The sequence below is a fragment of the Nitrospira sp. genome, assembly GCA_029194665.1.
GTDB lineage: Bacteria > Nitrospirota > Nitrospiria > Nitrospirales > Nitrospiraceae > Nitrospira_D.
On sequence record JARFXO010000006.1, the window covers coordinates 94,415 to 117,648 of the forward strand.

Genomic DNA, 23,234 nt, shown 5'->3' on the forward strand with positions numbered 1-23,234 from the left:
TAGACCACAGAGACGTAGGAACGCTGTTTGCTCGTGAGAACGCTCTCGCGCTCTAGGTCGCCCGCTGTGGTGTGCTCAATGCCCCGCTCACCACCGGCAGTACGGGACGGACGCGCGACGCCCTATTCCACCATTCGCTCAGCCGCGTTTCAAGAGTCGGCCCGGCGTTCCCGGCCACAACAATAAGAGAGGGCTGGCGACGAATATCGAGGAATAGGTACCGACAACCACCCCCCAGAGCAGCGCAAGTGAGAAATCGTGCAGCACTTCCCCGCCTGCCACGGTCAACGGGATAAGGACGAGCACCACGGTTGAGCTGGTCACGATCGTACGACTCAGCACCTGATTGATGGCGGCGTTGATCGTCGCTTCCTCGCTTTCTCGACGCCTCAACTTCAGATTTTCCCTGATCCGATCAAACACCACGACGGTGTCGGTCAAGGAATATCCCGCCAGCGTCAAGAGCGCGGTCACGATCAGAAGGGTAATTTCTTTGTCCAAGAGATAGAAGGACCCGACCACGGCCAAGACGTCATGAAACGTCGACAACGCGGCGGCAACGCCGAACCGGAGCTCGAATCGCGCCGCAATGTACAGGATAATGCCCGCAAATGAGATGACGATTGCGACGAGCGCATCTTCCTGAAGCTTCTTCCCGATGGTCGGTCCAATCTCAGTCGTGGAGTCGACCACGAATTTAGTGGCAGGGAACTCTTTGGCGAAGATTCCCACCACACGATCCGCGGTCTTCTCTTCGATCGTCGTGGAAGCCTTCACCCGAATGAGGAGTTTGTTGTCGAGTCCGAATTCCTGCAACTCCGCATCGTCCAAGCCGTTGGCTTCCAGGGCCTTGCGGGCTTCATCGATCCGGACCTGCTGCTCGAACTTGAGTTGCACAGCCGTCCCTCCGGCGAAGTCGATGCCCAAATTAGCCGCCCCTCGCGCAATCTGTACGAGCGCGATGAGGCCGAGCAAGGCCATAATTCCTGAAAAGAGAAACGAGAACTTGCGCTTGCCCATGAAGTCAATGTTGGTCTTCCCGAGAATCTCTAACATGCGCGCTCCCTTTTGATCGCTTTGCGCCTTCCCCTGAAGACTGATCATCGTCGGCTTCATGGCTAGATGCTCAGCGCTTCGACTTTTTGTCGATGATACAACAGATCAAATATTACTTTTGTCCCGACCAACGCCGTGAAGAGGTTGATGGCGATGCCAAGACACAAGGTCACGGCAAACCCTTTGATCGGCCCGGTCCCGAAGAGAAACAGAGCCACCCCTGTGATCAACGTCGTGACGTGTGAGTCGACGATCGTCAGGAACGCTTTGTCGTAACCCGCATCGATGGCCGATCGTACGGCCTTTCCGCCACGGAGTTCTTCACGGATGCGCTCGAAAATCAGGACGTTGGAGTCGACTCCCATTCCGATCGTCAGCACAATACCGGCGATGCCGGGGAGGGTCAACGTAGCGGTCAACGCAGATAGTGCACCCATGAGACAGATAAGGTTCAGCACCAGCGCAAAATCGGCGATAAGCCCGGATAGGCGGTAATAGACGACCATGAAGATCACCACCATCACCCCCGCAATGAGGGTCGCTCTGACGCCCTTGTCGATGGAATCTTGTCCAAGGGATGGTCCGACCGTGAGATCTTGGACGATCTTCAGTGGAGCGGGCAACGCCCCGGCTCGTAAGACAATCGCCAAATCATTGGCCTCTTGCGTGGTGAAAGTCCCGGTAATCTGTGCACGTCCCCCTGAGATACGTTCTTGGATAACCGGCGCCGAATAGATGGTGTTATCGAGGACGACAGCCATCCGCTTCTTCACGTTCTCGCCCGTAATCCGTTCGAATTCCTGTCCCCCTTTGGAGTCAAATGTGATGGACACATACGAATCGTTGAATTGACCGATGGCGACACGTGCATCGCTCAGCACATCACCGGTCAGCATGACCCGTTTCTTGACGACATAGGGAATGCGAAACTCAAGACCGGTGTCCTTATCGACCAGTCGTTCGAATAAGATCTGGTCGCCTTCCGGCATCTTTCCGGCAAACTGCTGGATCACCTCGGCTTCTTTGTCTTTCGGAACACGTGCTGGTAGATCCAGGTGGATGTCTTCATCCAACATCTTGAATTCAAGCAGCGCCGTCTCTTTGATCAGATCCTTGGCTCGTTTGGGATCCTTGACACCAGGCAGCTGGACGACGATTTGCTTCAACCCTTGACGCTGAACGATCGGCTCCGCGACACCGAATTGATCGATCCGATTGCGGATGGTTTCCAGGGCTTGGTTGATCGCCGAATCCTTAATTCGCTTGGCTTCCGCCTCGCGAAGCTCCCACACGACGGTATTGGTCGATCCTGCCGACTCCTTCTCGACAAAAATAGGGAAGTTGTCGATTAGTTTTTGAACCGGAGCCTTTGCGTCGGCATTTTGTAACTGAATCGTGATTTGATCATGCCCGGTTCGCTTGATGGAATCGGCCGCCACCTTCTTTTCGGCGACGAGATCTTGCAGCGCCGTGACGGAACGGTCCACCGCAATCTCCACGGCACGGTCCTCGTCCACCTCCAGGACCATGTGGATGCCGCCCTGTAGATCCAACCCCAACGTAATTCCCTTGTTCGGGAGGACTCCCTTCACCCAGCTTGGCAAAGCCTGATACATCGGCTGATAGGATGGGAGAAAGGCCAGTACCGATGCTAAGATAACCAGCGTTAATAGCCATAAGCGCCCGCTTACTTTTTTCATGTCGTCCGCGACCCCTACCCCATAGAACTACGAGTCTTTATTCTTTGTCGTCATCCTCTGCGCGCACTCGCGCAATATTCTCGCGCTGCATTTTGACCTTGGTATTATCGGCAATCTGCAGCGTCACGGTCTCTTTTCCCAGGTTGGTGATGGTGCCCCAGATCCCTGACGTGGTGACCACCTTGTCGCCCTTCTTGACCGCGTCCAACAACGCCTTCTGTTGCTTTTGCTTCTTCTGTTGAGGCCGGATCAGAAGAAAATAAAAAATGATAAAGATCAAGAGGAACGGGATCAGAGATAGAATTCCGCCCGCCCCTCCGCTGGCGGGTGAGCCGCCTCCGCCCGTTCCCTCAGCCCATGCCATCGATTCCATCAACATCAAGTCAATCCCCTTCTTCTATGTATGACCGTTTCCATGCGATTGTCTGCACGATTCTTGACTCTCTGCTAAACCGACCATCATTGTCTGTCGGTTGTGGTGGCGATAAAATGCTTCCCGAAACTCCTGGAACGTTCCCTCTTCCAAGGCTTCTCGTATGCGGCGCATCAAGTCGGAGTAATACCATAAGTTATGAATCGTATTCAGCCGTGCTCCCAGCATTTCTTTGACCATAAACAAGTGGTGCAAATAGGCTCGTGAGTATCGGCGGCATACCGGGCACATGCAATCAGAATCGATCGGTCGTTCATCCTCAGCATATTGAGCTTGCTTGATGACGACCCGGCCTGTCGTTGTAAACAGCGAGCCTGTTCTGCCATGACGCGAGGGAGCAACGCAATCGAAGAGATCGATCCCGCGAGCCACCCCTTCAAGCAGATCTTCCGGATGTCCAACCCCCATGAGATACCGGGGCTTTCTCTCCGGCAACTCCGGCACCGTCACATCGAGCATCGCCTGCATGTCCGGCTTACTTTCTCCGACCGACAAGCCGCCGATCGCATAGCCGTCGAACCCCAATCTGACTAACTCCCTCGCCGAAGCTACTCGCAAGTCCGCTTCCAGTCCACCCTGTACGATGCCGAACAAGGCTTGATCCGTTCGTCGCCTGCTGACCTGACATCGCTCAGCCCAGAGCTGAGTCCGACGCACACTTTCCTGGACGATCTCTCGACCGGCAGGTAACGCCACACAGTGATCCAGCACCATGATGATATCGGCTCCCAACGCCTCTTCGATTTCTATCGCCTTTTCCGGCGTAATGAAATGTGTCGAGCCGTCGAGGTGTGATTGAAACGTGACACCCTCGTCACTGACGTCACACAATTTCGCTAGACTGAAAACCTGAAACCCACCGCTGTCGGTGAGGACCGCTCCCGGCCATCCGGTGTAGGCATGAAGCCCGCCCATGTCAGCCACAATTTTATGACCAGGGCGCAGGTATAGGTGATAGGCATTGTTGAGGATGAGTCGAAACCCTAGGCTCTGGAGGTCCTCCGGTTCAAGCCCCTTGACTGGGCCCAACGAGCCTACCGGCATGAAGGCCGGTGTGTTGATCTCTGCATGGCTGGTCGTAAGCAGGCCGATGCGGCCTTTTGACTGCCGGTCGGATTGTTGGACTTGGTACTCCATCATCTTGTATGGGGCTTGCCAGTTACATGTGCTCAGGCGCGGAGATACCGAGCACGTCAAGCCCGTTTCTGAGGACTTGCTGGACCGCTCCCATCAGGACCAGTCGCGCGGCAGTCCGCTTAGGTGTGAGGATCTCGGCGGAAGCTGACTCACAATGCTCTTGATCGGTTCCGGGAGGCAACACACGGTGTTTGTTATAGAACGTATGGAGGAGCGCTGCCAATTGCTGAAGGTAATACGTCACACGGTGGGGCTCAAAGGCCAGCGCGCTGGCTTGGATAATTTCAGGATAGGCGGAAAGCTTTTTGATCAGTCCCAGTTCATCGGGGTCAGTTAAAACAGTCAGGTCCGTCTCCAATGCGGACGGACGGGTCACTCTCCTTTCGGAGGCCACACGCCAGAGGCTGCAAATTCTCGCGTGAGCGTATTGAACGTAGTACACCGGGTTATCGGCGGATCGTTGCTTCGCCAACTCCAAATCGAACTCCAGATGAGTCTTGGAATCCCGCATCAAGAAATAGAACTTCGCGGCGTCGGCTCCGACCTCCTCGATGACTTCCCGCATCGTAATGAATTCCCCGGTCCGCTTGGACATCTTCACTTCGACTCCATCCCGCAGCAGCTTCACCAGCTGGACCAACACAACATGTAATCGATCTTTGGGATGTCCATAGGCCTGCATGACGGCTTGCATGCGCGGGATATACCCATGGTGGTCGGCACCAAAGACGTCGATCAGCAGCTCGTAACCGCGCCGGAGCTTGTCGTGGTGATAGGCGATATCGGACGCTAAATATGTGTACTCACCGTCCTGCTTCTTGACGACGCGGTCTTTTTCATCACCGTACCTCGACGCCCGAAACCACCAGGCTCCTTCCTGTTCGAACAGAAGTTCCCTGGCTTTCAATTCATCCATGGCCCGCTCAATGGCGTTCGACTTCAGAAGCGAAGCTTCACTGAACCAGGATTGGATCTCGATACCAAATAACAGCAGATCCTCGCGGATCAGCCCCAACAATTTCTGATAGGCAAGTGAGAGGCAGCGAGCCTCAAGGTCGGTAGGGGTCAGTCCACCGGCTATACGGTCGAGTTGCTCCTTGAGCTGTTGTGCCACAGCCGTGATGTACGAACCATGATAGCCATCCTTAGGAAATTCGACGGTCCGCCCCGACAATTCTTGGTAACGAGCGTAAACCGACGCGCCCAACAATTTCATCTGTCGTCCTGCGTCGTTGATATAGTACTCGCCTACAGCATCGTATCCGATCGCATTCAGCAACCGGACAACAGCCTGTCCCACCGCTGCTCCCCTGCCATGGCCCACATGCAATGGACCAGTCGGATTTGCGCTGACATACTCAACCAGCACTCGACGACCGGCTCCGACAGCCGCCCGACCATAGCGGGCCCCTTTTACCTCGATCTCACTGAGAACCTCCTGCCAGAGAGCTGGTTTTACCGTAAGATTCAAAAAACCGGGACGGACGATCTCAACACGATCAAACATCTGCTCTCTCTGAGGGAGGTTTTCTAGAATGATTTGAGCGATGTCATGAGGTGCCTTGTGCTCAGAGGAAGCCAAAGACATCGCCACCGTGGAAGCGAGGTCCCCCCACTCCGACCGTTTGGGCGCGTCAAGAGTAAGTGATGGCCAAGTCTCCGTCTTCAACTGCCCTTTTAGCCTCGCGCCGTTGAGGGCTTCAAGTAGGGCCGTCGTTACTCTCTCTTGCACGAGTCCTTGAGACACAGCAATTCCTCTAAGTCCTTACCAACGGAAGGAAATTAACGCGGCACTTTATCATATGAGATAGGCAGAGACAAGGCGGTTTACATGGAATTACGAGGGTTTGCGCTGCTCACACTCGATCCAAACCCCGATGCGACCAGAATCTCTTCGATCGGTACTTGAAGACAGGGTTTCTCCACGCACTTTCTTACCGTTTCCCACAACTCACAGTGACAGGGCGACCCACGCAGGATCGTCACATGGCTACCACGTGGGGCCCACCGTTGTGGATCTGTAGGACCGAATAACGCAATGGTCGATACACCCAACAAAGCAGACAAATGAGTCACACCCGAATCATGGCCGATATATAACGTTACCTGCGCAAGCACCCCGGCAAGCTGAGAAAGATCAAGGTTTCTAAGAACGAGGGGTGGCTTACTCACGAACTGCAGCACATGACCCACGACATCCCGATCCGCCGGTCCCTCCAAAATCAGGGGACACATCCCCCTTCGCCATAGCTGTTCGATCAGCAAGGACATCCTTCTGGGTTCAAGACACTTGTGAACGCTTCCGCTGCCCGGATGCACAAGTACCAACGATTGATCGTGAGAGATCCCCAAGGTCTCAAGAAAGTCTCTCCCCCACTCCGAGAGATGCGGGCCAACCCGCATCGTTCCCCCTGGTGAAACATCTCCGGCCGTTTTACCCAGCATCTCCAGAAAGCGGTGGCTCTGATGCCTCGCCCGTAATGCAGGGGAAAATGGCGACTGAATCTGAACCAGCCCTACCCCCGCTTCCCGAAACAGAGCATGAAGGGTGCCATCTCGGTCCTCCGTCCAAGCCACAGCCAGATCACACCGGTTCACTCTTGATTGCAATTCTCCGGAGATGGATAAAGTTTCCGAAAACAAGCCCAGACATGATTGCCCTTCCAACGAATCCCAATCATCAATCACCCCACAGTCCAGCAGTAGTCGGCTCACGGCTGCAGACGCGATGAGCACGGTCTCATGTTGGGGAAACCTCACACTCAGGCTCCTTATCGCTGGGACAGCCAGCAGGACATCTCCGAGTGCGCCGGGATGAATGATCAGGATGGTGCGTTTCACGTGTCTTTCCGAACCACTATGACACGGAACCCGTACCAGCATTGTGTACTGATCGAGCGCGCTCTAAATCGGCCGGCGTATTGATGTTGAACATGGAACATCCATCGTGATCGATTTGCCTGATCTCCGTTTCAGCTATCACGCGCACGCGAAGAGTGGGATGATCTATCATGCTTTGTATCTTCCGATTATGGAGTTTCATCATGTCCTCAAGAACCGGAAGGCAGCCTCGGCCGTACACGGCATGAGTCGGCTGCAGACGACTCGCCCACCGACTGATAACAATATCAGCCTGGTCTTTCAGGTGAACCAGATACCGAATGACATCCGGGTTCAGGAACGGCATATCACAGGCAGCGAGGAAAATATGTTGCGTCTGCGCCAGTTGAAGGCCCGTGTACAATCCGCCAAGGCTTCCGCAGTCTGGAACAAGATCGCGGACCACGGGTACTTCTGCTCGCAAGGAAGGACCGTCTTGAGCGATGACAACGTAAACCTGCTCAAACAATTCACAGAGAACAGCACAGCTTCGTTCAAAGAGAGTCCGTTGACCGACGAGGACACATCGCTTGTCCTCTCCCATCCTCCTACTCTTTCCCCCGGCCAGTAGGACGCCCGTCACATCGCTGATCATGAGCACGTCACCTGGGTAAAAAAAAGAGGGGGTAGGTCGCCCCACCCCCTCTATCTTCGTGCTACGCTAACGCGCCGGTCTAAGAAATGTTACAGAGTCTTTCCCTTTTTCTTGTTGGCGCGACGAGTCAGGACCCACCCTTCGAGCAGCACCACACCAACGGCAATAATCGCCGGGTAGATGTACGTTTCACGAGGAATGGGCGGGTTCATGAATGTATAGAAAAAGGCGGAAACCGCCATCTTTCGTCCGGCATCGCCATTGTGGCCATCCCAGGCAAAGAACACCGTCGGAATGTACTGACCCATCTCGAAGAATGTATCCTCGTCGTAGTCCTGATCCTTCTTATTGCCGAGCGGCCGTTGGATCATGACATACCAACGACCGTCCTTCCATTCGCCCTTCAAGAGCTTCATGCTTTCTTCGTAATTATCACGTTCTTCGAAATCCTTATCCCAACCAGTGCCTTTGAACGCGCGGAGGGATCCGTCTGCCTCCCACTTGACGATATCAACCGGGAATTGGTCGTTGGTACCAAACAAGTAGCGAGGCTTGATCGGCGCAGGTAGCTCTTTCCACTTTACTGCTGTCTCAATGGCTATCGCATCGTTGTATACCGTGTAATTGTTTTGGTGAGCAGCTATGGATTCCGATTCACCCGTCTTTGGATCCTGCTCCTTAATATCGATGTTGACCTGAGTCGGAGCCCAGGGAAGCTTTCCTTCTGCGACGCTCTTTGTCCTATCATCCCACTCCAAAAGGTAGGCGATCGACTTATCATTGTAGAGTGACCGCACCCAGATATCGTCGATCCGGTTCACGAAGTTCCTGGGTTTATGAGTAATCTGTCCACCCATAGCCACATATCGCTTCGGAGCTTTCTTCCAAGCCTCGTGTTCCATGTCGGCAGGAATTTCACCTTCAACGAGATCGGAGGGGACCACGAAGTTGATTTTCGGCTTATCCGTCAATGGATCGATCGGAAGCGGATTGCCTAAGGCATCCCTCTCGCACAAGGAGTTAACGAAATTGGCTATATCCCACCGTTCATCCACCGTCGTGTTATCCGCAAACGATGGCATCGGAGTACCATTGACACCAGTCGAAAAAGTTCGGAAAATGTTGCCCACGTTGTAGGGATCTTGACGGCTCCCGCGGAAGTTCCAGCACTTGTGCCAATCGGCCGGTTGAATCGAGAAACCCCAGTCGTCCTTCAAATTAAAGGCATTCCCATCCCCACGCCCTTCCATGCCGTGGCATTCGACGCACTTCTTTTCGACGACTAATTCACCACCGCGTTTCTTGCTTTCATCGGTTGCGGGTTTTGCCTTGATTTCAGCCAACTGCAATACTGTTTGAGTTTCCGACTGTTTATCCGTAAATTTTCGATCCTTGACCAGCTGGGTTGTGACGAAAGCCAGGACTTGAAGACGCTGTTCTTCGGTCAGGATACCTTCCCAGGATGGCATGGCGGAACCGGGCAGCCCATGGGTAACCGTCTCAAAGAGATCGTTTTGACCTGGGATCGGCTTTTTGGCATCGAACAACGGCAATTCACCGCTCGCTGTATGGCGAATCTTGAATGTTCCTTGATTGAAGTTTCGAGGACGAGGCCAGAGACGATCAGCTCCTGGTCCGTCACCGGCACCATCGACCCCGTGACACCAGACGCACTTGGTAAAATAGACACGTTTCCCCGCCTCAATCATTTCTGCGGAGGGTTCAGGTGCAAGGTCCCCTTTCTTAAAACCTTCTGGGAGCCCCTGTGCCGAGACAATTGAATAACTTGCACTAGACACCAGAACGACTCCGAAGGCAGCAACCGCTGCAATTCCGGCCTTCTGAGTTATGCTGTCCATCATGTTAAGCCTCTTCTTCGTTATGTCTGGTTGGCATTCTAAAGGGTTAATGGCGACTAATCCCAGGTCCGTGGATAGTACCCTGTATGCCAATATTCGAACAAAATCACCTTCCAGATTTCATCGACCGTTAAATGTTGTTCCCATGGGGGCATAACCGAGGCCCAAGGAAATCCTTCATTCGGCAGCCCGATGCCGCCTTTAGAAACACGCCAAAAGATAAATGTTTCTTGGAGTTGTGCGATTGTACCTGGATCGGTGAAATTTGCAGGAATCGGGTTGAAGGCGAAGGCATGCAGTCCGCGGCCGTTAAGATTATCTCCATGGCAGAAATGACAGTTTTGGAAGAATATCTCTCCACCTTCACGTACATACTTCAAGTACCCCTGATTTTTGTCATCCCATGGGTTGGCGTTCGGTTTCATCAACCGACCCATACCTTGCTCGACAATATTGGCGTTCGTGTACTCCTGATCGTATTTCCCTTCCTGATTCACCCGGTATGGATTCTGCGAAGTCTGCAATGTATAGGTCTTGCCGTGAACCTTCGTGCTGGCCGGAGGCGCTGGGTGAACCGTTCGTAACTCGATCGGTTCTTCTGATTTGGGCATCATCGCGTTGTAGGAAAACCCGCCGATAAGGATGGGTAGAATCACAAGATAGGCATAACGCAATAGTCTGTTCATCCCGGTCTGCGCGTCGAGTACGTTCATGATAGGCTGCTTGAATTTCTTCCAATCTTCCTCACTAGCCGAGACCCACATGAAGACCGCGACGAGAGACACTGTGCCATACATGGCGCGGACGCTGAAGGGAATCGGTGGATAGACGCGGAATTTCAAATACAGTAACACGAACGCCCAGAAGCCGATCCCTTGCCAAAAACGAGGAAGCGCCATGCCCATAGCGCTCATCATATAGCTCAACCCTGCAAAGCCCGCGACGAAGCATGCAAACTCAAAAAGCATTTGCATGGGCATATAGCCTTCGACCAAACGTACGGTATTCGAGGGGATAACATCGAAGATCATCCCTCCAAGCAGGAGAAGCCCCGCTACTCCTATCAGAGCACCAAGCGACATTAACGCTTTCATTGGAAAACTCCCTTTGGTCTCCGGATAAAAACAACCGAACGCTATTAAATCTTCGGTGGTGGCGCTCCAGTCTTGACTTGCGATAAGTAGTCGACAATTTTCTTCAATGCACCGGCGCTCAGCTTCTGTCCGAAGACTTTCGGCATTGTGTTATCCGGGAATGGTTTTACGACATAGGCACTGGGATCCACGATAGACTCCATGATGTATTCAGCAGGAGATTTTGCAGTACCTTTATACGTAGGGTCCTTTATGCGCTGTGGAGCACTAGTGCCTTCTTCAAGTTTGGGACCGATCGTCCCCATTGCCCCTGGAATCCCTGGAATCGTATGACAGGACACACATTGTGCTTTAGCAAAAATCTGATCGACAGGCTCTGAACCATCGGCCATCAACGAGGTGGCTCCCGCAGGCTTGTCTTCGGCCATCTTGGGACGGTCTGCTTCTGGAATAAACTTCTCGTAGGCCTTCACGATCTCTTCAAAGGAGGGGGCATCGCGTCCTTCACGGACATAGAACCACGTGTCTACCGCTGCCAGCTCCGGAAGGCTGAGAGAGATAGGCGGCTTGTGAATAGCCGGCATTGGACTTTGCTTGTCGTTTGTTCCCTTCACTCCATAGCCCGCCACAACGTAGCAGCTCGGACAGGCATGCGATTCAGCAATATACTCGAGAGCATTTTCAGCGGTTCCAGACCCTGGGAACGCTTCCTTTTGTTCATATTCACGCTTCGACGGATTGCCCTTGGAATACTTAGGATCTGCCAACCGTTCTTTCTCGGAACGCTCCGGAAGACCTAAAAGATTTGGAGCTCGTTCACCCAACATCCCGGCGTGAAAGGCATGACAAAGCGGACATTGGCCTTTTCCGATAGCCCCCTGTTCCTTATTCTTGCCAATCCCGCCAAAAATAATCTTTTCCCCTTCGTCAGCCAACTGTTGGGAAGTCATGGAGCTGAAATCCAATTTTTCTTCCTTGGGAGGAAACCCTCCCTCAACTTGCGGGAGCCAGTTCCCGTATCCAGAAAGGAACGCAGCCACGAAAAACATAAACCCGCCGACCTTCAACATTGCACTGAGATTGGTAAAGTAGAGCGCCATGACGAAGGTCGTCACGGTAATCGTCACGAGGGAGACCGGCAGCAGCCGGCTTTCTCCATAAAAATTCGTCTTGTAATTGACGATTGCCATGAACAAGAGGAAGCATGAAACGATTCCGATGAACGTCTTGAACACTGCGCGTTTTCTGGCAGCAGGATCTTTGATAGACATCTGAAAATAAACCATCAGCCCTGCAAGGATAGCCAGAGCCATCCAACTCGCCGAGAGCGTTTCAGCAATCAGGTTACCCAAGGTCTTGACCTCCTACAGCTACCGAGGTGGAAAGAAATCCCCCCGTTGAGCCAACTATCAATAAGCCTCCGACTAGTGACTAGCAGCCGGCTGCGGGACGCTGCCTGGAATGCCGGCCTTGGCCTCCACCGGAACCTTCTTCGCCCCCAAGCTGCCCATCCAGAAGACGAAAAGAATACTGATCCAGAAAAACAGTACATTGAAAGAAATCATGTTCGCGGCGAATCCCACCGTATGAGTATAGGCCCAAGGGGAGTTATCCCGCATGATCTCATTGACGTGCCAGAACAGGCGAACGGACGAGCGAATATAGCCCATTAATGCCATCATCCAGGTGAAGGCCGTCGCCAACATGATGAGAGCATACTGTGAGCGGACGGAAATCTTACCCCACTCAATCGGCCCCATTTGCTTAGCCCCTCTCATCATCACACTGTTCAGCGCGAACATAAAGAAGAGACAGGACAACGTTGTCGCCACTTGCGGGACAGACAACCCAACTCGCACGTTCGCAGGAATATAATACCCGTAAATTGCGAGCCAGATAATGTTGATGTACGCGCAGGCAAAGAATACTCCCATGAAGATGTTCCCGAACTTCGCCCATGATACCGTCGAGACTTTATTGCCTCGCATGTACCAGACGAAGCTCAACACTGTGGTCGTAATCATCACATTGATGCCGCCATTCTTCGCCGACATGACCCCAAAGTTACCCAACACCGGATGCTGCTGTCCTCCCATGGCCTTCAATTCAGCCGGCGTCATCACCATGGTGTGGGGCGTGATAAAAACCAAGAATCCGCAGATGAGCAGAAACACAAGATATTTAATGTACCGTTGATACTTCTCGGCACCACGCATGCGGCCCATTGCTTGCCAAAGATAGTAATTGGAACTCAAGAAAAGAATTCCAATCATGGTGGCCTGGATGATAAAAAGCCAGGCTAGCAAACCGCCCATCAGAGTGATTCCCATCTGCTGACGATACGCATACACTTCGCGCATGAGCCAGTAGCCAGCAAAAGGTAGCGGAATTAAGAAGGACACGCCAAGCGCCATTGCGATGTAGCCCATCCAATCGTAGTGCGCGCGATCTTCCTCAGTCTTCGCCGCCAGGAACTTATACGCGGAGTAGGCGGCCACGACTCCTCCACCGAACGCCATGTTGCCAAGAATGCGATGGAGGTTGAGAGGATTCCACAAGGCAGTATGAATAACATGCCAGATATTCCCCAGGTACCGACCCTGTTCGTCGACACCGGCGGGCGACATCATGAATCCAATCCAAGAATTCGCCAGGAACATGAGCAGTGTGCCGATGATATTCAAGACGACAGACATGCTCAGATGAATCCACTTGAGGAAACCCTCTTTCATCTTGTCCCAGCCATAATAGTAGATGTAGAGGGTCCCGCTCTCAGCCACGAACATCAATGCATAGATATGCATGACTGGGCGGAAGATACTGGACAGATACCCGAAGAACGCCGGATACAGAGTCAGGAAGGTAAAGATCAGGATTCCGCCAAGAATGGCCGTGAGCGAATAAGCCGTAAGACTGATCTTGATAAAATCGTAGGCCAGTTGATCGTAACGCTTCGCAAGGGCCTTGTCCTTGGTTACGACGCCCATGAACTCGATGATCATACAAAAAATCGGCACAGCCAACACGAAGCTCCCATAATAAAGATGCTGTTGGTTGGCAAACCAGATCAAGACACGACTTTCGAAGTTGTATCGCGGATAATCCTTGGGACCATCCGTGGTCTTAGGAGCGGGAGCGCCGACGACGATACCCTCCGTCTTATAATAGACATCCCGACCCTTCTCAACTTTATCTCCATCCTTCTTCGCCGCATCGCCAGCAGGAGCCTCTTCACCGATAGCCGGCGAAGGCAGAGCTATGACGATTGGGAGTAGAAGGAGGCCGACCATCATGCAGAGCGCCACAATCGAAAACACGCGCTTGCCGGTTAAAAGGCCCATGGAATACCTCCTTAAATACACTAGCGTTAAATTAGCGGATGTTCACCAGAAGGCTCGACCACCACTCACAGCCTATTTTCGGAATAGGTACCAGTAGTCCAACCCCTGCATATCCATTAGGTAATGGTCAACAAACGTAAAATAGCCGACCGCGATAACAAGAGAGACAATCACTGCAATGATTGGATTATTCAACGCGCTCATTTCCCTCTTCTCCTCTTTACCTGGCCATATCTTGATTGAACTGCGGACCCGAGCCCTGTGGTTTAGGCGAGATTCACGATCTCAGCAGGGACATTGGATTCCGGCAAGCCAGTAAAAAAACCATATGCCGACGGCACAGGTGATGTAGAAAATCATCTTGCCGATTTTTATTTTTATTTCACTGTCAGGTGTAGCTGTTGCCATTGTTCCGTTTACTCCTGCTCGAGAAATAGAATTTACAAAAATCCAAAAACGCGACAGTTTCTTGACAGATATTTCACCCTGTGTTATCAGATTTCGTCGCTTGTGGACGAATCAAACAGGAGAACTCGTGACGAAAAACTCAAAAGTGTTTGACATTATAGTTTTGGCAGGCATGGTTGTCAACATCATTTTGGCCGTGTTTTTGATTCTCTACTACTTCGATTTTCTGTAAATTCATCCGGCTTCCCCTCCTTTGCTTCTCTGATTCCTGTCTTCGAAATGGCGCAGCGAAAACCGATGGTCTCATCTCGAAAATCCGGCATCATCTTGCTTCGACTGGTAATTCGAACATCGCCTCCGGTCGTCGTGTAGCCTCCGCCGCGAAGCACCCGGTAGGTGCCATATTCAGGGCTCGGTGGATTCTCTTCCGGTGAGCTCTTGTAGTAGGTTTCATCGTACCAATCCGCGACCCACTCAATGACATTGCCCGCTCCATCCATCACCCCATAGGGACTTTTGTCAGCCTGAAAACTCCCCACGGACGCGGATACCTCATGTCCATCCTGTACTCGGGCCCAGTTGGCGCCATTGGCCTGCTCTTTGTTCCCCCATGGCCAGAGCCTGCCGTCCGTACCACGCATAGCTTTCTCCCACTCGGCTTCAGTCGGAAGCCGCTTGTCGTTCCAACGGCAGTACTCCGATGCGTCATCCCAGGAAACGTAGACGACCGGTTGGTTTACACCACGTACCTTGCTGCCACTTTTTGCATAGCGCGAAGGCAGTCCCGGTTTTCGATGGCCTGTTGAAGTAACAAATTGTTGATATTGATGGTTGGTTACTTCATATCGATCGATCGAATACGTATCAAGGAAGATGGTCCGCTGCGGTTGCTCGTCGAATCCCCCATCCTCAGTTCCACGAACGAATGGTCCTGCCGGAATCGTCACCATGTCCTCCGGAATAGGGTCCCCTCCAGAAGCGCTATCCCGTTCTGGGTCAGTTTCAGAATTGGCGTCTGACTCCAGCGCTTCATATGGTGTGAGGGTGGTGCCTCGTAAGATAGCGGTGATGGGCATGGCGGCACAAACCAGCACGACGAGCAGAAATACCAGTTTAAATTTAGTTTCGAGCATGTCGGGTTAAGACTCAGGCAGTCCTGTCGCCTGATCCAGATCACTTGCGCAACGAATACCGATCGTCACGTCTGTTCGCCAATGTTTGGCCGCAAATCGCTTTGACAGCCTCGCATTATGCTCGGTTTCTCGCCACGAGCCACCGCGCACGACTTTGAGATCCGCGTTTTCGGACCCTTTGGGATCACGAAACGGAGATTTCTTGTAGTAATGCTCGTCGTAGGAATCTTCGACCCACTCCGCGACGTTACCAGTCATGTCATAGAGACCGTAGGGACTCCGTCCCGCATCGAAGGACCCGGGAGGAGCCAGATATTTATACCCGTCTTCACTGCCGTCGAGGTTGGCGGCATTCGTGACAAACTTGTCTCCCCACGGATATTTTTTCTTGCTCTCGCCACGGCCACCCTTCTCCCACTCAGCTTCCGTTGGAAGTCTCTTGCCGGCCCACTTACAGTAGGCGGCCGCCTCGTCCCAGGTAACACTCATGGCAGCCAATCCCGACTTCATAATCTTCGACTGATCGTCTTCGAACACCTCGATCCTGGGCATCGGGCGCTTGGTCATTTTTGCGAAGCGCATGTATTCCTCTTGGGTGACTTCTTTTTGGTCGAGATAGAATCCTTTCAGGTAAACTTGATGCTCGGGAGCCTCATCCGGATCCCCCTCATTGCTGCCCATCGTAAAAGGGCCTTCGGGGATCTGCACCATCTCCCGACCTTCATCCCCCGTTTTCGTCTTGTACATCGAGAAATCCTGAGCCGGCAAGCCGCTCGCCATCGGTCTGGCTTCCGATTTTGCCGACATGACAAGCTGTTTCATCTGATTTGCCTTATAGGACTCGTAGACCAGCATGCCGATCATGAGAAAGAACGATGCAAACACAAAAATGATGGAACCGACCAAGACGCCCTTGTTTTCCACGGACACCTCTACAACTTGGAGGAATTACCGATAAGACGCCGATTTCACACCCTGTTCCGATGCCGCCTTCCGGGCAGCGCGCACATCGAGCAGCATGGAAATCTGGACGCCAAGGAAGCCACCCATTGCCGCTCCTGCTCCGCCACCGACCCACACCCGCTCCACCCCGGCCAACATCCAGGCCAACGCGCCACCCAGCACCGTCCCAATCAGAATACTGATGAGAAATCGACGCCCACCGAGAAAGCCGATCACCACCCCGAGAACAAGTCCAACAGTTATGGCAACGGGCATCAGCCCACCACCCAAGGTCAGCCCGATCAGAGTACCGACGGTACCCATCACGGTCATTCCTAGGGCAATATCAAACGCTTTGCTCCTCGCCATCGCATCGATCTTTCATGGATCGAAAAGACGGATCGCTACTTGGCCGGAACGGCAATCAGCGGACCAAAATCGATTTCAACACCAGGTGTCGCGATAATGGATATGCCCCAAGCCTTCTCCGCCGGCTCATGCTTGTGAATCCGCTTGAAGTCCTCGTACACATTCACGCGCTCCTCAAACCATTGCCCGATCTCCTTCGTTCCAGTTTGGACGACAATCTCGGAGCCGCTAAACATGCCGCCTTCCGTTAAGGTGCCTTCCGGTTTCGACTCGCTCCACACATATTTCGTGAAGACCGGGATAAAGAGGAGATCGGTATCGAGAGAAGCATAGACCGCGGCCAGCGGTTCAGTTCCGGTCGTTGCTTTGATGAGACGCCAGCGCCAGGTCAAAATTGGATAGGCCTTGGGATCCCAGTCGATTTTTTTCTTCTTGATGCGCTGACCGGCATCTTTCGCCGACAGAAAATTCGTGCCGTACTCCGACCGTACCTTGTAGGCTTCACGGCCTTTCGATTGACTTCGCTGGTTTTCGTGATCCCACTGCGAAGGAAACCCATCTTCTTCCTTCGTCTGAAAATCTTCCAGGACTAATGGTTGCCCTTGGGCAAATGCGGATGGCTGCCACATGCCAAGGCTCATCGACAGGCTGAGAACGATTGCGGCACAATGCAGAGCCCGACGCTTCATATCCTTCATTCCCTTTCTATGTTTCTTGCGATGGGATCGGCGTGAGGAGGGGAGTTCGTTTGTCGTGGAATTCCTCACCCATCACCGGCTGCTGTCCTCTCTCGCACATCCAAAACAGTGCGAGGACCGCCGCCCAAAACACCACCATATTCAGCGTGACCATTTTCGTAGCGAATTGAAGGTCCGGGGTGAAGGCCCATGGTGAAACATCGGCCATCACTTCACTGACATGCCAAGACAGGCGTCCCGATGAGCGAATGTACCCCATCAACCCCATAACCCAACTAAAGGATGCCGCTAACCCGAACAAGCCCACCATGCCGCGCAGCGGGATTTTCCCCCACTGAATGGGGCCATGCACCACCGCTCCTTTAAGCATGAGGCGATTGATCACCACTCCAACAAGGACCACGGTCAACGTGGTGAGCGCTTGGGGACCTGAAAGACCGACCCGAACCTTTGCCGGTAAATAGAAGCCATAGACAGACAGCCAGATGATGTTCAACGCACCCACCACGTATAGTATCGCAATGAGGGCGTTTCCAGTCCTGACCCATGAGATGGTCATGGTTCGATTCGCTCGGCGATAGTACAAAAAGCTGAGCGCAGTGACGAGAATCATAATGTTAACGGCACCATTTTTGGCCGACATGACTCCGTAGTTGCCGACCACGGGATGCTGAGCGCCTCCCATCGCCTTCATTTCACTCGCAGACATCAACAGGGTGTGCGGTGTCAGCCAAATAAAGAGCGCCAGCATCAACAGGCTCAACAAGAGCTGATAGTAAGGCTGATAGCGTTCGCCCCCTTTGATTCGAGCCATACTCTGCCAGAGGTAGTAGTTGATCCCCAGGAATAAGACACCGATCAAGAGTGCCTGGACCACAAACAGCCATGTGAGCAACCCACCCATCATCGTCACACCCATCGTCTGGCGAAACATGAACACCGACTTCATCAACCAGTAGCCGGCAATGGGCATGGGCATGAGCGCGCAGACCGTGACAAACAAGAAGACGTATCCGACCCAATCGAAATAGGCTCGCTCCTCGTCGGTCTTGCTCGTAAAAAACCGATAACAGGCATAGGCCAGCACGACCGCGCCACCGGACATGATGTCCGCGAGGAAGCGATGAACATTGAGCGGGTTCCAGAGGGCAGAATGGAGCAGGTGCCAGGTATTCCCCAAGAACCGCCCCTGCGCATCCACCCCTGCCGGCGACATCATGAAGGCAGACCAAGAGTTTACCAGCGTCAGCAACGCTGTCCCCACAATATTCGTCAGGATGCCGATCGCCGCGTGGATCCATTTCATGCCGCGATCCGTCATCCGATTCCACCCGTAGTAATAGACGATCAGCAGCAGCGTCTCCCCGAGGAACACGGCAGCGTAGGCCGGCATGAAGCCCTTGAACGTCCCGCCCATATAGGTCATGAAACTGGGGTACAGCGTGATGAACATCGTCAACATCGTACTGCCGATGAGCGCCGTCACCGACAGTGCCAAAACCGCCACCTTCGCCAGATCTCTCGCCAGACCGTCGTAGCGAAGGGCCAAGGCCGGCTTCTTCGTTGTCAAACCCAGGAACTCGAGCAGCGCGCAAAATAAAGGAAGAGCGAGCACGAAACCACCGAAGTAGGTATGTTGCTGTGTCACGAACCACACCAGCAACCGACTGTCCAAGGAGCCGATTCGCGGATAAGCCGTCTCATGCGGCGCAGGAGCCGCCGGTCCTTGTGGAGTCCCCTCAGTGCCGAAATACACATCCGTCGAAGATTCCGCAAATGACGGTTCGGGCCCGTTCCACACGCATCCAATGACAATCGCGACCATCGCGATACAGATCGCACCACTGATCGAGAAGCGTTTCAACCGGAATCCTTGCCCCATATACCTACCCCTTCATTCCAGCCTTGCCGATTGCCAACTCCTCAGCCGCACCGTCGGCACTGACCGGTTTTCCAAGAATTCCCATCACAAACGGACAACGCAACATTCCACTCGATAGTTGCGGAGCATGATCATCCTCCACATGGCGACGATCGCCCAGATAATACCCATACAAGCCCATCACCGCCGTCACCAACGCACCCATCACGGCGGCTGAGACCCGCGTAATCGTCGGCTGCTTCGCGACAAATAACAACAGTCCCATCGCCACGAGGTAATAGGTCGAAGCAAAGGCCATCCCAGGCCACCACCAATACTTCAGCAATTCTCCCGGTGCGGTCTGACGGAGAGTGCGAGTCCACGATGTAGATGGGTAGAGCCCGCCGAAATAGGCGCAGAGAGCGAGGCCACCGCCGAGGACCGTCACACTCAACAATTGAGCCAACGCGGCTCCTTGAACATCGGCGATGGCAATCCCCGACAACGATGCAATCGCCCCCATACCAAGACCAACCACAACCCAAGGTCCCAATTGCCCGGCCCTACGCTGCACCAAGGCACGAAGTTGCTCGCCATCAGGGAACGTGAGAAATGGCCGTCCCAACAGGGAGAGCTTACGTACATGTCCGATCTCAAACGCATCGCGCGCGACCGCCGTGCATGAAATGATGATCGCCATCATGGCAGGCCCATCAGGATGTTGGAGATAATCGTAATGCATGATCCACAGCAGGGTTAGCACCAACAGAGAGAGCTGAATGCCATAGATGGCACCGATCCAGCCGGCAAGCCAGCTGATGAGACGCACTCCATCTTGGTGGATAATGACGGACCACGGGGCAGACCGGCCGGCTCGATAGGCCAGGACCGAGGTGACCGTTGCCACCAGACCGCTGACCGTCAACAGTACAAGAGGATCTGCGATTGGAACGAGATGCTTGACGAGGCGATACACCCCGAACGCGATCAGTCCCGGGACCAACATCACGATCCGTTTCTGTTTGCGCACGGCCGCTTCCGTGACCGCCAAACTTAAACTCGGAAGCACCCGCAAGGCCATCCGATGCAACATGATGTTCAAGACTGAGGCAAGAGGACGACGGACTCAGCCGAGGGAATGGCCGGTTTCATTCATTGTCCCTTCTCAGCACTCAGTTTTCAGTCCTCAGCCTTCATTGCTATTTGGAAGAACCCATCCCAAAATACTTCGCCTTCACTTCTTCCATCAGAGACACGGTAATCTGCGACATTCCTCGATCCGCCGCGGTTCGCTCAAGTTCGATCCGAGCCATGGCGCGAACCGGAGCCGGCACTCGTTCCAACCGCCGCTCCGTCTCAAGGTCCCATTCAATTCGCTCTCCGATTGTTGGACGCAACAACGCATCGTATGTGACCACCGATGAACCGCGCTGACGAACATCTTGCTCCACATCTTTCTCAACAAGCGTTGCGATATAGGGCGGCATGCGATCCAGCCGGTGCAATGCCTCATCAGTCCACATCAATCGATCGACAAGTCCCTGCGTCTGTCCCTCCGGCACGTCGATGCCGATTTTCAGGCCACAGCCCTTGCATTCCGACCGGATGAACCATTGAGACGCACCGGTTTCGCCGGCACGTTCTTCAATCCCTTCCGCATGCATCCATCGACCACAGCCGCAGGTCAGCATCTTAATAGGCTACCCAATCTTCCCTGGATAAAGAATATAGAGCATGGTGTAGGTAAAACTCCCCGTGACAAACAAGACACAGTAAATGACCATCGTGAACCGACCGAGCGCGCGATGCCGCCGGGCGCCATTGGGCCAAATCCGTTGAATGGTCATTTCAATCGCGAACACAAATGCGACCACCATGAGAAATGCCAGGTACACTTCCAACTTGCGCATTGAAAAACCGGCGGTCGCCACACGCGAGAAAAATAACCCGAGCACCACTACGGCAATTCCGCTGAAGATGAGCCCGATCTTCTTCCAGGTCGTGAGCAGCCGTGCTTCCCGGAGAGACCGCGCTCCGGAAAGAAACTGTTGGGAGCGAAAGCCCAATACAATCATGTACACCGCCATGATCAGGCCGATGATGACCAGAATGATGTGGAGCGTGAGCACCGGAATAAACACGTAATCATAGAGCGATTGGGAACCGCCAAATCCTTCTTTTCCCTCGACGGCCAGTACGCCGAGCTGTCGGAAGAGATAGTACGCGATGAAGAAGCTGAGCATCGAAATCATTCCCCCAAACATCAACCAATGATGCGCATCGGCGTTTCGCTTGCGGGCTTGGAACCATCCCAGGATGAAGAGGCTGGTAAAGAGTGTGGCCATCAACTGGCTTAAGTCCGCTCCGGTCGTGGCATGAGTCCCAAAGAACCCTGGCTCTCGTAACCAATCCATCGCTACATCCTTCGTCGCTCGTATCTCGCGAAGCGTACCTCGCAATTCGGTCCGCGCTTTGCGAGCCGCACTTCACACTTCACGGCTTACGTCTTTACACCTTGGACCACGGCCGTCTTTTCTAATTCCACGACAGAGCCAAATCCCGCCTTGGTCAGCCATTGAACCGCATCGCTTATTCTGTAGCAACCGCCGCTCTGCGTGTTCACGAGTATATGGACTGCAAATGCCGTCGTCCAAGCCGGACCGGTGCCGGTTTGGTCCAGAAATCGATCCTTAATGATCAACCGCCCCTCTGGCGCCAGTGATGCGAAGGCCTTCTTGACCAGATCCTGATTCATCTGGAACGTTTGATAGTGAAGAATATCCGACATCAGGACCACATCGTACGGTCCCCCGAATTGATCTCTATTGAAATCACCAGGATGCAGCGTGATTCGTGATTCTAAGCCTGCTTCCTTGACTGTTTTTTCCGTTACCTTCAATGTAACCGGCAGATCAAAAACAGTTGCACGCAATTCAGAGTACACCTGACAAAAGGCGATGGCGTTGGTTCCTGCGCCACCGCCCAGATCCAACAGCCGTTCGTTCCCCACGAGATTCAGCCGTTTAGCAAGATCGGGTCCGCTTTGCTGTCCAATGCGATTGAGCACGGCCAACACGTTGCTTCCCAATTCCGGATCGGTCTCGAAGACGTGCCGATCGACTGCCCGTCGCCCCGTTCGAATCGTATCTTCCAATTGCCCCCAATTATTCCACTCCGCATCGTGCAAGAGGAGCAGATGACCGACGTACTGGTCCGAATGCCGGACGAGGTGCTTCAGTGCCGTCGAAGAGTTGCCATACAAGTCGCCCTCCTTTGACAATAACTTCATCGCAACGAGGGCGTTCAACAAGAGACAGAGGGTCGGTTCATCAGCCTGAAGTCGACTCGCGACATCCTTGGCTGTTCTCGGTTTGTCGTCTATGGTGGAAAACAGGTCCAGCTTCACGGCCGTCAAAAGGATTTTGGTCTCCCAATAGTAGCCAAGCTGGAACACTTCCGCGAGTGAGAGTTCTCTTGACACACCAACCCCCTCGAGCATAGAGCTCTGAATCTCAGGATCTTACCTAGATCGGAAAGTAAAAGACAAGGCGCTGAACTCTCTATCGGTGACTGTCGGTGACCAAGAAGGTGGCCCAATAATTAGCGCCGCCTTGATCTTCGGCCGATGTCCAGGCGATACAGTTCCACGAGAAGAGCCTGACCTTGGCCGGGACGATTCTTCTCATGAAGCTGAAATACGGGTAGCGCATTCTCCTTGGTCTGGAAGC

At 53.5% G+C, this 23,234-nt stretch carries 20 protein-coding genes; 1 reads left to right on the top strand and 19 read right to left on the bottom strand.

Translation table 11 applies throughout. The annotated features are described in order from the left end of the window. Window positions 1-138 precede the first annotated feature (138 nt). The 6 genes from secF to P0119_18560 form a co-directional block, all read right to left on the bottom strand. Window positions 139-1,104, bottom strand: coding sequence for a protein translocase subunit SecF (secF, locus tag P0119_18535; GenBank protein ID MDF0668044.1), 966 nt, complete (start codon window positions 1,102-1,104; stop codon window positions 139-141). 14 nt (window positions 1,105-1,118) lie between these two features. Beyond that, window positions 1,119-2,756: a protein translocase subunit SecD gene (gene secD / locus P0119_18540; protein MDF0668045.1), complete on the bottom strand. Its 1,638-nt coding sequence runs from the start codon at window positions 2,754-2,756 to the stop codon at window positions 1,119-1,121. A gap of 37 nt (window positions 2,757-2,793) precedes the next feature. After that, entirely contained in the window at window positions 2,794-3,120 is a 327-nt protein-coding gene (gene yajC, locus P0119_18545) for a preprotein translocase subunit YajC (GenBank protein ID MDF0668046.1), read from the bottom strand. 33 nt (window positions 3,121-3,153) lie between these two features. Continuing rightward, window positions 3,154-4,329 (bottom strand): tRNA guanosine(34) transglycosylase Tgt, encoded by a 1,176-nt coding sequence (gene tgt, locus P0119_18550; protein ID MDF0668047.1) that lies wholly within the window; start codon window positions 4,327-4,329, stop codon window positions 3,154-3,156. Between the two features lie 19 nt (window positions 4,330-4,348). After that, the gene (gene argS, locus P0119_18555; GenBank protein MDF0668048.1) at window positions 4,349-6,073 is read right to left on the bottom strand and encodes an arginine--tRNA ligase; all 1,725 of its coding nucleotides are present in this window, start codon (window positions 6,071-6,073) and stop codon (window positions 4,349-4,351) included. 80 nt (window positions 6,074-6,153) lie between these two features. After that, entirely contained in the window at window positions 6,154-7,167 is a 1,014-nt protein-coding gene (locus tag P0119_18560; protein ID MDF0668049.1) for a glycosyltransferase family 9 protein, read from the bottom strand. Window positions 7,168-7,273: 106 nt separating this feature from the next. On the opposite strand from P0119_18560, the gene P0119_18565 reads away from it, so the two are divergent. Further along, entirely contained in the window at window positions 7,274-7,777 is a 504-nt protein-coding gene (locus tag P0119_18565; GenBank protein MDF0668050.1) for a hypothetical protein, read from the top strand. 113 nt (window positions 7,778-7,890) lie between these two features. Here the strand turns inward: P0119_18565 and P0119_18570 are convergent, their stop codons facing one another. From P0119_18570 to P0119_18630, 13 genes are all read right to left on the bottom strand, one after another. After that, a complete protein-coding gene (locus tag P0119_18570) occupies window positions 7,891-9,663 on the bottom strand; it encodes a c-type cytochrome (GenBank protein ID MDF0668051.1) in 1,773 nt (590 codons plus the stop codon). A gap of 53 nt (window positions 9,664-9,716) precedes the next feature. Beyond that, window positions 9,717-10,754 carry a cytochrome c gene (locus P0119_18575; GenBank protein ID MDF0668052.1) on the bottom strand — a complete coding sequence of 346 codons (1,038 nt, stop codon included), beginning with the start codon at window positions 10,752-10,754 and terminating at the stop codon, window positions 9,717-9,719. A gap of 44 nt (window positions 10,755-10,798) precedes the next feature. Then, window positions 10,799-12,106 carry a c-type cytochrome gene (locus tag P0119_18580; GenBank protein MDF0668053.1) on the bottom strand — a complete coding sequence of 436 codons (1,308 nt, stop codon included), beginning with the start codon at window positions 12,104-12,106 and terminating at the stop codon, window positions 10,799-10,801. 72 nt (window positions 12,107-12,178) lie between these two features. After that, window positions 12,179-14,095: a cytochrome ubiquinol oxidase subunit I gene (locus P0119_18585; GenBank protein MDF0668054.1), complete on the bottom strand. Its 1,917-nt coding sequence runs from the start codon at window positions 14,093-14,095 to the stop codon at window positions 12,179-12,181. A 593-nt stretch (window positions 14,096-14,688) separates the two neighbouring features. After that, complete coding sequence (locus tag P0119_18590) at window positions 14,689-15,636, bottom strand: SUMF1/EgtB/PvdO family nonheme iron enzyme (GenBank protein MDF0668055.1); 948 nt, start codon at window positions 15,634-15,636, stop codon at window positions 14,689-14,691. A 6-nt stretch (window positions 15,637-15,642) separates the two neighbouring features. Further along, window positions 15,643-16,560, bottom strand: coding sequence for an SUMF1/EgtB/PvdO family nonheme iron enzyme (locus tag P0119_18595; GenBank protein ID MDF0668056.1), 918 nt, complete (start codon window positions 16,558-16,560; stop codon window positions 15,643-15,645). Between the two features lie 24 nt (window positions 16,561-16,584). After that, window positions 16,585-16,947, bottom strand: coding sequence for a hypothetical protein (locus P0119_18600; protein ID MDF0668057.1), 363 nt, complete (start codon window positions 16,945-16,947; stop codon window positions 16,585-16,587). 35 nt (window positions 16,948-16,982) lie between these two features. After that, on the bottom strand, window positions 16,983-17,576 hold the full coding sequence (locus P0119_18605) for a DUF3047 domain-containing protein (protein MDF0668058.1): 594 nt from the start codon (window positions 17,574-17,576) through the stop codon (window positions 16,983-16,985). 76 nt (window positions 17,577-17,652) lie between these two features. After that, on the bottom strand, window positions 17,653-19,527 hold the full coding sequence (locus tag P0119_18610; GenBank protein ID MDF0668059.1) for a cytochrome ubiquinol oxidase subunit I: 1,875 nt from the start codon (window positions 19,525-19,527) through the stop codon (window positions 17,653-17,655). A 4-nt stretch (window positions 19,528-19,531) separates the two neighbouring features. Then, the gene (locus tag P0119_18615; protein MDF0668060.1) at window positions 19,532-20,599 is read right to left on the bottom strand and encodes a hypothetical protein; all 1,068 of its coding nucleotides are present in this window, start codon (window positions 20,597-20,599) and stop codon (window positions 19,532-19,534) included. Window positions 20,600-20,705: 106 nt separating this feature from the next. Then, on the bottom strand, window positions 20,706-21,197 hold the full coding sequence (locus P0119_18620) for a PCP reductase family protein (protein MDF0668061.1): 492 nt from the start codon (window positions 21,195-21,197) through the stop codon (window positions 20,706-20,708). Between the two features lie 9 nt (window positions 21,198-21,206). Next, a complete protein-coding gene (locus P0119_18625; GenBank protein MDF0668062.1) occupies window positions 21,207-21,920 on the bottom strand; it encodes a DUF420 domain-containing protein in 714 nt (237 codons plus the stop codon). Between the two features lie 86 nt (window positions 21,921-22,006). Then, window positions 22,007-22,987: a methyltransferase gene (locus P0119_18630; protein MDF0668063.1), complete on the bottom strand. Its 981-nt coding sequence runs from the start codon at window positions 22,985-22,987 to the stop codon at window positions 22,007-22,009. Window positions 22,988-23,234 lie beyond the last annotated feature (247 nt).

What these genes read in the sequence shown, in the direction of transcription:
- P0119_18585 (MDF0668054.1), bottom strand. Translation starts at nt 14,095, where the DNA reads ATGGGCCTTTTAACCGGCAAGCGCGTGTTTTCGATTGTGGCGCTCTGC.
- P0119_18605 (MDF0668058.1), bottom strand. Translation starts at nt 17,576, where the DNA reads ATGTGGCAGCCATCCGCATTTGCCCAAGGGCAACCATTAGTCCTGGAA.
- tgt (MDF0668047.1), bottom strand. Translation starts at nt 4,329, where the DNA reads ATGATGGAGTACCAAGTCCAACAATCCGACCGGCAGTCAAAAGGCCGC.
- P0119_18590 (MDF0668055.1), bottom strand. Translation starts at nt 15,636, where the DNA reads ATGCTCGAAACTAAATTTAAACTGGTATTTCTGCTCGTCGTGCTGGTT.
- secF (MDF0668044.1), bottom strand. Translation starts at nt 1,104, where the DNA reads ATGATCAGTCTTCAGGGGAAGGCGCAAAGCGATCAAAAGGGAGCGCGC.
- P0119_18600 (MDF0668057.1), bottom strand. Translation starts at nt 16,947, where the DNA reads ATGGCGAGGAGCAAAGCGTTTGATATTGCCCTAGGAATGACCGTGATG.
- P0119_18615 (MDF0668060.1), bottom strand. Translation starts at nt 20,599, where the DNA reads ATGTTGCATCGGATGGCCTTGCGGGTGCTTCCGAGTTTAAGTTTGGCG.
- secD (MDF0668045.1), bottom strand. Translation starts at nt 2,756, where the DNA reads ATGAAAAAAGTAAGCGGGCGCTTATGGCTATTAACGCTGGTTATCTTA.
- P0119_18570 (MDF0668051.1), bottom strand. Translation starts at nt 9,663, where the DNA reads ATGATGGACAGCATAACTCAGAAGGCCGGAATTGCAGCGGTTGCTGCC.
- P0119_18575 (MDF0668052.1), bottom strand. Translation starts at nt 10,754, where the DNA reads ATGAAAGCGTTAATGTCGCTTGGTGCTCTGATAGGAGTAGCGGGGCTT.
- P0119_18620 (MDF0668061.1), bottom strand. Translation starts at nt 21,197, where the DNA reads ATGCTGACCTGCGGCTGTGGTCGATGGATGCATGCGGAAGGGATTGAA.
- P0119_18625 (MDF0668062.1), bottom strand. Translation starts at nt 21,920, where the DNA reads ATGGATTGGTTACGAGAGCCAGGGTTCTTTGGGACTCATGCCACGACC.
- P0119_18610 (MDF0668059.1), bottom strand. Translation starts at nt 19,527, where the DNA reads ATGGGGCAAGGATTCCGGTTGAAACGCTTCTCGATCAGTGGTGCGATC.
- yajC (MDF0668046.1), bottom strand. Translation starts at nt 3,120, where the DNA reads ATGGCATGGGCTGAGGGAACGGGCGGAGGCGGCTCACCCGCCAGCGGA.